The organism is uncultured Methanobrevibacter sp. (assembly GCF_900316895.1).
Taxonomy (GTDB): Archaea; Methanobacteriota; Methanobacteria; order Methanobacteriales; family Methanobacteriaceae; genus Methanocatella.
Genome location: NZ_ONER01000069.1, coordinates 1 through 7,716, shown reverse-complemented (window position 1 = coordinate 7,716; position 7,716 = coordinate 1). Strand labels below are relative to the sequence as shown.

Below are 7,716 nucleotides of genomic sequence, written 5' to 3'. Positions count from 1 at the left end.
CATCAAAGAGACCACAACGCAGCAATCAACATCTTAAACGAAGGGTTAAAAACACTAAAAACAGAACCTAGGGGACCTAGGGGATAGCTTAGAATATTTTCCATTCATATAGAATGGATTACCTAAGAATCTCCGACCTCTACAGGTCGGAGAGGTTCAAAAGGAGAGAATCGACAGCCAAAATGACTTTTCATATGTCGAATACAATACGGAGGACAACGACCTGACAGATGAGGTGTTTAAAGAAGTTGACGTTATCGTGATGCTTTTTGGACTATACCATAACAATAAGGAGCTTTTTGAGGAGCTCTTTGAAAAATCCGGGGAATTTGATGTTCCGGTGCTTCTTGTGAGATTTTTCGGAATGGAATTCATTTTAAAGGAACTTGAGGAAAGGTCCGATGCTGTGGTCGGATGGAATCCCCACTGCATTGTGGATGCAATCGAAACCCTTGTAAATGGCAAGGACTGGGTGAAGCCATGCGACACAGGCGATAAACCTATATAACCCCCAAAAACAATAGCTGATTTGTGCTAAGCTGACTTTGATGAGAAATTGCCGTCACCAAAACCTCAATGAAAATTTTGCATTCAATTTAATTAATAGAAAAATCAATATTATAACAAGTAAGAATTAACCTATTTTGGAGAGGAAAATTACATGACAGATGAAAACAGTGCAAACCGTATGAGCAAAAATGAGTATTATCTTGCAATCGCCCTTGCCGTTTCAAAAAGAAGCACATGCCTGAAAAGACGCTACGGAGCGGTAATAGTCAACAACGACGAAATAGTCAGTACAGGATACAACGGAAATCCAAGAGGAGAGGAAAACTGCTGTGACAGAGGAAACTGCAAAAGGATGAACCTGCCATCAAATTCAGGAAACTACAATGACTGCTTTTCAGTCCATGCAGAACAGAATGCAATGCTGAGCGCAAGCAGAAACGAGATGATTGGCTCAACCATTTATCTTGCCGGAGAAAAGTACGATGACGGAGAATGGGTGGAAATAGATGATGCAGAACCATGCCCAATATGTTCAAGAATGGTTAAAAACTCCGGAATCGACAGAATCGTCAGCCAAAAAGGAATTACAAATCTGCGCGACTAGTTTGAAGCGAATGTTTTAAAAACATTCCTTCTAAAAATTCAAAAAACAATATAATCCTTGCTCAATTCCATATTTTTTAAGTCAAGGTTATATACCTCATTCCTGCCGTCACCCATATCAAATTTAACGCTAATGTCAATCTCATCAGTGAAAATGAAACCGTAACCGCCATAATCAAGTTTTGCACCATAACCGCCGGAACACCCCATGAACTTGAAACCTGTCTCCCTTTCCGTATCCCTTACCAATTTTTTGAATCTTCCGTCAGAGAGAAGGTCATTATGGTTATGTCTTGTTTCAAACTCCTCAAAAGCAAGTGGCCCCATGTATTCGGGATTATAAGCGCACAGATATGTTGTCGTGAAAAACCTGTGTCCCTTTTCAAAAACAAAATCTATATCCAGACCCCGCCCCCTCTGGAATCTGACCAGCTCGCAGCCGTTGGATTTCATGAGCTTGACTGACTCAACGACGATTTTCTGGCGTCTTTCCTCATCGAAAATGACCGTTTTCAGTTCCCTGCTTAGCTGCTCGCCAATCTCTTCGGGAGTTTTGCCGGTGATGTCCTCCAGCGGCTTTCCGCATTCGGGGCAGATTTCATGATAATACGGATAGACCAAATCGCAACCACGGCACATCCTTGCGGAATATCTGTTTTGCACTATTATGTCTATTGCACTCTGCATCCTCTTGTCGTGCCTGTTGATTGTATTGCAGCAAAGCTCAATTGCCCAGTCCCTGTTGAATGGATTGTATAAAACCTGTGATTTTTGATTGTCGTCCATTTTCATGTATATCCTGAAGGCGGATTCAAGCATCATGAATGCATCCTCCTCATGATGGAGCTTGAAAAAGTCCATGGAATTGCTATAGTCACTTTTGAATTCGTCAACCAGATTTCCGCTGGAATCCCTATCCCTTTGTCTAAGGTAATCCATATATCTTGTGTCGGGAACTCCAATGTCGTTTCCGTCGCCTACGGGATCTCCAACCTGCCATTCTCTCATTTAATCACAACCAACACTAATCTATTTGTCATTATGTTAAATGTATCAAACATATGTATATAAAAATTCCTACATCGCAAACCAAAAAAATATAACATCCATTAAATTTTAAAATTAATTTATCAGCTTAAAAATTATTATATGTTAAAATCAATATTCATATATCTTTAATTTTTCTAATAATAAATCAATATTGCTTTATATCCATATCAAATGATTTATATACCTTTAAATTAATAAATAACTAATATAATCAAACAAAATTTTGGCGGTAAAATATGAAATTTCACGGGGATACAATTTTCAAAAATCAAGGCCAACTATATGGACAGAAACTGATAGAAATCGTGGAAATTCCAGGAAAGATAGTTAAAATTCATAGAACAGAATATTCTACGCTTGATCCGAAAATGTACAAGCCAGATCTGGTCATTGAATTAGAAGACAAAATAATTATTTTCGAATTTCAAAGCACTTATGTTGATGTCAGTGACAAAAGAAGATTCAGATTCTATTCAGCATTATTTGACCATGTTGAAATTAAATCAAAAAAGCCCATAGAGGTTCATGTTTTAAGTTCTGTTGAAACAAACAGGGTTAAATGGTACCATGTAAATCCTGATTCAAAATTTCCAATTTACATCCACTCCCTTAAATGTTATAATGAAAAGGAATTTATATATAGTATAAAAACTAAAATTAGAGATGAAGGAAACTTGAATGAAAAAGAATTGCTCATGTTGAGTTTGCTTTGTTTTATGGAGAGTGAAAAAGACATTCCAGAACCAATCCATGATTCAGCAACAATAATAACAAACATGCCAAATTTAAATAATGATGTTGGTCAATTCGTTAAAGGAATAATCCTGATGTTGTGTGACAAGTTTGTAGACGACGAATTGCTGAACACTAGAATTGTCAATAAAGTTGGTGGAAATATGAAGGTAGTAGAAGATTATGCAGATAGGGTAGCAGAGAGAAAAATCAATGAAAAAAATGAAGCACTTGTTATCAAACTAAGAAAAAAAGGTTTTAAAATCGAAGAGATTGCTGAAACAGCAGATGTCAGCCGGGATTTTGTTGAAAAAATATTAACAAAGGTGGAAGCATGAACATTGTCCAAAGACTCAAAAGAAAAATAATTGAAAGATTGGCAAAAAACATTATGGAAGAAAAGCTTGCAAAAATTGTAATAAATCTAGACAAACAGGGTTACATGCTTGAAGCTATTGCCGAACTTGCAGATGTCAGCCTAGATTTTGTTAAAAAAACATTATATAGATAACTTCCAAAAATCACACTTTTCTGAAATCCCAGTCACAAATTAATTTTTAACTAGTCATAGAATGTGCCCAGGCCGAAAATCCTTCCGCCGCATCTCGGACATGGCAGCTGACCGTCAACATGCTTGTTAATCTCGCTGCCGCATTCCGGACATATTACCTTTTCTGAAATGTCAAATTCATCCATTGGCCGGTCAGTGTTGTCGACGACAAGATAATGGGAGTCCAGATATCTCTGATGCCTCTTTTCATACGATTCAATAAGCCCGCCGATTTGCTCATGGAAATCATTCAGTGCATCCTCAATAACTTCCTCTTTAGACATTTCGGGAAAGAGATAATTTGAATAGTGGAAGCTTTCATACTCCGGGATTCTTACGACATAATGGCCGTCCTCTTCGGAAATTGTGTATTGTGACCTTTTCCTGATGTCCTTGAGCTTTGAAAGCTTTCGGCCATGCTCCCTGATATTGTTTTCAATTCCCTTCATCACTACATCGCAGGCATCGTCAATGCCCTCAATGACTTCAGTGATGGAATAGACCTTGACGTATCTTTCACATTCCCTGCAGTATGTTTCGCTTACGTTTCCTGTGATTTCTGCACCATAAAACTTCTGACAGGCGCTCATCAATATCAGAAAGTCTTCTGTCCGACCAGTTTCCTCATTCCAGACAAATGCCCTTCCGTCATCAACCAGTTCAAGCCCGCAGCTATTGCAGGTATATTCAGTTACATGTGCCATCGTATCACCTCAATTATTTGTTTTATATTTCAAGATCTTTTCGCAGGTCCTGATTGCATCTTCATATTCGGATGCGGCAATCAGTTCATGTGCCTTTATCTTTAGGCATTTGATGTATTCTTTTAATCTCAATCGATGATTGCTTGTGCTTTGAAGTATTTCAAATGCCCTTTCATAGCTTTCAATTGCAGCATCGGAGGTTCGGGAAATCCTGGCCCTGATGAAGTGGAACTCGTAGTTATTGGGATATTTCTCAAGTGCACCGTTGACACATTCCAGTTCCTCATCATACCTTTCAAGGCAGTGCAGTGACACCAGCTTGAATTCAAGAATCCTTTCGCTTTCCTCATGCTCATTACAGATCTTGAGAACTTCCTCAAACTTCCTCTCACCCAAAAGCAATTCCATCTTTTCGAAAATGCCGTCCTTTTGGATTATGCCGCAGTTTTCAAGGGCTTCCTCAAAGGTGTAAAACGGAATGTCCACGCTTTTGTAAAACTCATATGCCTCGTCACGTCTTCCCAGATGAATCAGCGCTTCGATCTTGTTTTTCTGCATCCAGTCGAAGTCCTTGTATTTGAGGCCCTCCTCGCAGCTGTCCAAAGCATTCTGATATTCGCCAAGTGCAATGTATACCAGTGCCCTGTTGTTTAGAACGTACGGGTTGGTTGGGTGTAGCCTCAGGTTGTAGTCAAGAAGCTTGAGGGATTCGTCATACCTTCCGAGGTAGTAAAGCGCAATCGCCCTGTAGTTGAGTGCAGCGGGATTGTCCTCATCTATTTTCAAAAGTTCATCGCATCGTTCAATCAGTCTTTCATAATCGCCTATATTGTATATGTACTCTATTTCATCCAATAGCCTTTCCTTTAACATTTTATCACCTATAAAATCATGGAAAAAATGGCTGAATCCATGATGGTTTTTAATTTCAATGGTCATGGTTTTTGACCTTATTTAATATATTGTTAATAAGTTGTTAATATACTTTGTTATTATTTTGTGTGTAAAATATAGATTTGGAACATTTTGTATCACATTACACATACAATATATACAAAACTTTAAATACCAAGCCAAACATTGTAAGTCTATGACAATCATAAGAGATATTGACCAAGAATGTCCAATTTGTGGAAAACTGTCACCGCAACCAATGCTGTCAAGCACAAACACCCAGGATTATCCTGACCTTGACCTGAGACCTGCAGAGATGCAAAGGTCCACCATGTTCATGTGGGTTCTCGAATGTCCCCACTGCGGATACGTTGCCGGAACTTTCAGAAGGGAAGCGAAAATAACCGAAGAATTCCTTAAAAGCGAATCATACAGGACCTGTGACGGAATCGAATTTATTGATAAACTGTCAAAAAAATTCTACAGGGCTTACCTCATAGCCAAGGAAGAGCAAAACAGCACAGGATGCTTTTTCAATCTGCTTCACTGCGCATGGGATTGCGATGACAAAAACGATGCGAATGCGGTAAAAATGAGAAAGCTTGCACTCGACCAGTTTGATGATTTGAAATATGATGATGAAGAAAAAAAGAACTATCTGCTGATGAAAGCCGACCTTCTGAGAAGAAGCGGACAGTTCGACCAGCTGATTGAAGAGTTTTCAGACATTGTAATCGGTGAGGAAATCTACGACAATGTAATTCAGTTCCAGATTGAAAAGGCACTTGAAAAGGACACCAAGTGCTATACTGTCGGAGACACAAAATAATCCGGAGATTCTCCATTGAAATGGAGAATTGCTCCCTTTCTTTTTTTAAACAATTACTTATTTTTTACAGAAATTTTCAAAATCCTCACAGAGGCCGAATACATCATCGATTTGAGGAATGTCTTCAATCCACTCTGACGGAATGTCATCGAAACCGTAATAGATTCCTGCAAGGCCTCCGCAGATTGCCCCGACAGTATCGGTATCCCTTCCATAATTTACCGCCTTTAGGACTGCATCCTTATAGCAGGAGGTTGTTAAAAGGCAGTTGAGAACGCATTCCAGTGTCTTCATGACATATCCGCTGCTTTCAACTTCATCCAAGTCGTTTTCAAAAATCCTCTTGAAATGAACCAGCTCATCTGAACCATCATAATGCTCCTTGATCTTTTCGCATGCCCTTTCGATGTGCTCGGAGATTTCCAGTTTCTCACTGAGCATTGACCTTGCTATTTCAATGTATAATACGCAGGCTATCTTTGACCTTTCGTGGGCATGTGTCAGCGCTGATACGTTTTCTATGCTTTTATAATCTATTCCATGAATGAATGCCATCGGAAGGATTCTCATTAAAGATCCGTTTCCGTTGTCCCTTTCACCGGCCCCTCCGCATTTGAGGGCATCAATTCCATTGTCGAAGTTGATTATCGCATTTATTGTTGTGTTTCCATAATCGAAGGTGTGGTACTGGCTGTACTTGTCCTCATGCACAAAAAGGCTGAACTCATTCATTATGTCCTCATAGTCGATGCCGTCCTTCTGGACTATGCTCTGCATGGTTGCCAGTGTCATTGAGGAGTCATCAGACCATGTCCCCTTAGGCATGCTGTATGTGCCATTGCCCATCATTCCTGTAACCGGATTTTCATCAAGCACTTCCTTACTTGTAAACTCGACAGGAACGCCGAGGGCGTCCCCCACTACCAAACCTGTTATTCCATCCTTAACTTTCATTTTATCACCTAGTAAAAATTTCCTTCATCGTCCATTCCTATCGGAAAGCTGCATCGATCAAGCCAAATCTCATCGGCCAGCTCTTTAATGATATCTTGTTTCAAATCATTAATAAAGTTTTCACGCTCCCTTTCAACAAATTCCCTTTCGATATCTGTCTCGTTTGTAAAGACCTCTTCAAATCCGTCGGGAAGGTGGAGAAGCAGTATCTGTGTTTTGCCCTCAACGGCGAATACATCCAGAACCTTGAATCTGGAGCCGTGATTGGCTGTGTGCAATCCCCAGTTGGTGTCCTTTTCAAAGACGGATAGGTCTCCCATGAATCCTGACAGTATCAGATATCTGTGTGTTGTCACCATTCCTCCGATTCTGTTTGAGGCATCGACAAATGCCTTTTCGGTAATGATCTGGCCTGCATTATATTTGCCTGCAATCTCCTCTTTGAGGTTGGCGTCACGGACATATCTTGATGAGCCAACCAGTGTTGATTCTATCACCTTGTATTCGGCGGACTGCTTGTCGTTGGGATCCCTTCTGTGGTTCAGGTAGGGATAGGCTTCCTTGAGATACTCGGTGTATCTCCAGTCGATAAGATCCTCATGTTCGCATAATCTGCGGATTTCATCCCTTACCTGCATAAGTGCAAATCCGAAGAGGTTTTCATCCCCTCCCCATTCGTCATCTGAAGAATAGACAAGACACCTGTCCCCTGTGGCCAGCAGCTTTTGCTTCAGCTCAGCATCCTGCATGAACTTGTAGTATGTGGCGTTCAGACAAACCGTATACTTGAAGACTTCCCATTCGGCCAGCTGCTCGTCGGTTACTGTGAAATCGTTTTTGAGCTCTTCGAATGTGACATTATACGGGTCAATGTTACGGTTATATGATAT

Annotated in this window: 10 protein-coding genes; 5 read left to right on the top strand and 5 right to left on the bottom strand. The window is 40.1% G+C overall.

Annotated elements, in window-relative coordinates:
* Positions 1 to 235 precede the first annotated feature (235 nt).
* Positions 236 to 508, top strand: coding sequence for a hypothetical protein (locus tag QZN27_RS07565; protein WP_296785914.1), 273 nt, complete (start codon positions 236 to 238; stop codon positions 506 to 508).
* A gap of 153 nt (positions 509 to 661) precedes the next feature.
* The gene (locus QZN27_RS07560) at positions 662 to 1,114 is read left to right on the top strand and encodes a dCMP deaminase family protein (protein ID WP_296785912.1); all 453 of its coding nucleotides are present in this window, start codon (positions 662 to 664) and stop codon (positions 1,112 to 1,114) included.
* 38 nt (positions 1,115 to 1,152) lie between these two features.
* Here the strand turns inward: QZN27_RS07560 and QZN27_RS07555 are convergent, their stop codons facing one another.
* Complete coding sequence (locus QZN27_RS07555; RefSeq protein WP_296785911.1) at positions 1,153 to 2,121, bottom strand: hypothetical protein; 969 nt, start codon at positions 2,119 to 2,121, stop codon at positions 1,153 to 1,155.
* A 278-nt stretch (positions 2,122 to 2,399) separates the two neighbouring features.
* Here QZN27_RS07555 and QZN27_RS07550 point away from each other — a divergent pair, with 278 nt between their 5' ends.
* Together QZN27_RS07550 and QZN27_RS07545 are read left to right on the top strand one after the other, a co-directional pair.
* On the top strand, positions 2,400 to 3,233 hold the full coding sequence (locus tag QZN27_RS07550) for a hypothetical protein (RefSeq protein WP_296785909.1): 834 nt from the start codon (positions 2,400 to 2,402) through the stop codon (positions 3,231 to 3,233).
* The gene (locus tag QZN27_RS07545) at positions 3,230 to 3,406 is read left to right on the top strand and encodes a hypothetical protein (RefSeq protein WP_296785906.1); all 177 of its coding nucleotides are present in this window, start codon (positions 3,230 to 3,232) and stop codon (positions 3,404 to 3,406) included. The genes QZN27_RS07550 and QZN27_RS07545 overlap by 4 nt, the downstream gene beginning before the upstream one ends.
* A 50-nt stretch (positions 3,407 to 3,456) precedes the next feature.
* Here the strand turns inward: QZN27_RS07545 and QZN27_RS07540 are convergent, their stop codons facing one another.
* Both QZN27_RS07540 and QZN27_RS07535 read right to left on the bottom strand, forming a co-directional pair.
* The gene (locus QZN27_RS07540; protein WP_296785903.1) at positions 3,457 to 4,149 is read right to left on the bottom strand and encodes a hypothetical protein; all 693 of its coding nucleotides are present in this window, start codon (positions 4,147 to 4,149) and stop codon (positions 3,457 to 3,459) included.
* Between the two features lie 9 nt (positions 4,150 to 4,158).
* On the bottom strand, positions 4,159 to 5,022 hold the full coding sequence (locus QZN27_RS07535) for a lipopolysaccharide assembly protein LapB (RefSeq protein WP_296785900.1): 864 nt from the start codon (positions 5,020 to 5,022) through the stop codon (positions 4,159 to 4,161).
* 217 nt (positions 5,023 to 5,239) lie between these two features.
* On the opposite strand from QZN27_RS07535, the gene QZN27_RS07530 reads away from it, so the two are divergent.
* The gene (locus QZN27_RS07530) at positions 5,240 to 5,872 is read left to right on the top strand and encodes a DUF2225 domain-containing protein (protein WP_296785897.1); all 633 of its coding nucleotides are present in this window, start codon (positions 5,240 to 5,242) and stop codon (positions 5,870 to 5,872) included.
* A gap of 57 nt (positions 5,873 to 5,929) precedes the next feature.
* Here the strand turns inward: QZN27_RS07530 and QZN27_RS07525 are convergent, their stop codons facing one another.
* Positions 5,930 to 6,826, bottom strand: coding sequence for an ADP-ribosylglycohydrolase family protein (locus tag QZN27_RS07525; protein WP_296785894.1), 897 nt, complete (start codon positions 6,824 to 6,826; stop codon positions 5,930 to 5,932).
* Positions 6,827 to 6,834: 8 nt separating this feature from the next.
* On the bottom strand, positions 6,835 to 7,716 hold an 882-nt coding region (locus QZN27_RS07520), incomplete at its 5' end, for an NADAR domain-containing protein (RefSeq protein ID WP_296785890.1).

Coding starts and splice junctions, on each gene's coding strand:
- QZN27_RS07530 (WP_296785897.1), top strand. CDS start 5,240: ATGACAATCATAAGAGATATTGACCAAGAATGTCCAATTTGTGGAAAA.
- QZN27_RS07525 (WP_296785894.1), bottom strand. CDS start 6,826: ATGAAAGTTAAGGATGGAATAACAGGTTTGGTAGTGGGGGACGCCCTC.
- QZN27_RS07545 (WP_296785906.1), top strand. CDS start 3,230: ATGAACATTGTCCAAAGACTCAAAAGAAAAATAATTGAAAGATTGGCA.
- QZN27_RS07550 (WP_296785909.1), top strand. CDS start 2,400: ATGAAATTTCACGGGGATACAATTTTCAAAAATCAAGGCCAACTATAT.
- QZN27_RS07540 (WP_296785903.1), bottom strand. CDS start 4,149: ATGGCACATGTAACTGAATATACCTGCAATAGCTGCGGGCTTGAACTG.
- QZN27_RS07560 (WP_296785912.1), top strand. CDS start 662: ATGACAGATGAAAACAGTGCAAACCGTATGAGCAAAAATGAGTATTAT.
- QZN27_RS07535 (WP_296785900.1), bottom strand. CDS start 5,022: ATGTTAAAGGAAAGGCTATTGGATGAAATAGAGTACATATACAATATA.
- QZN27_RS07555 (WP_296785911.1), bottom strand. CDS start 2,121: ATGAGAGAATGGCAGGTTGGAGATCCCGTAGGCGACGGAAACGACATT.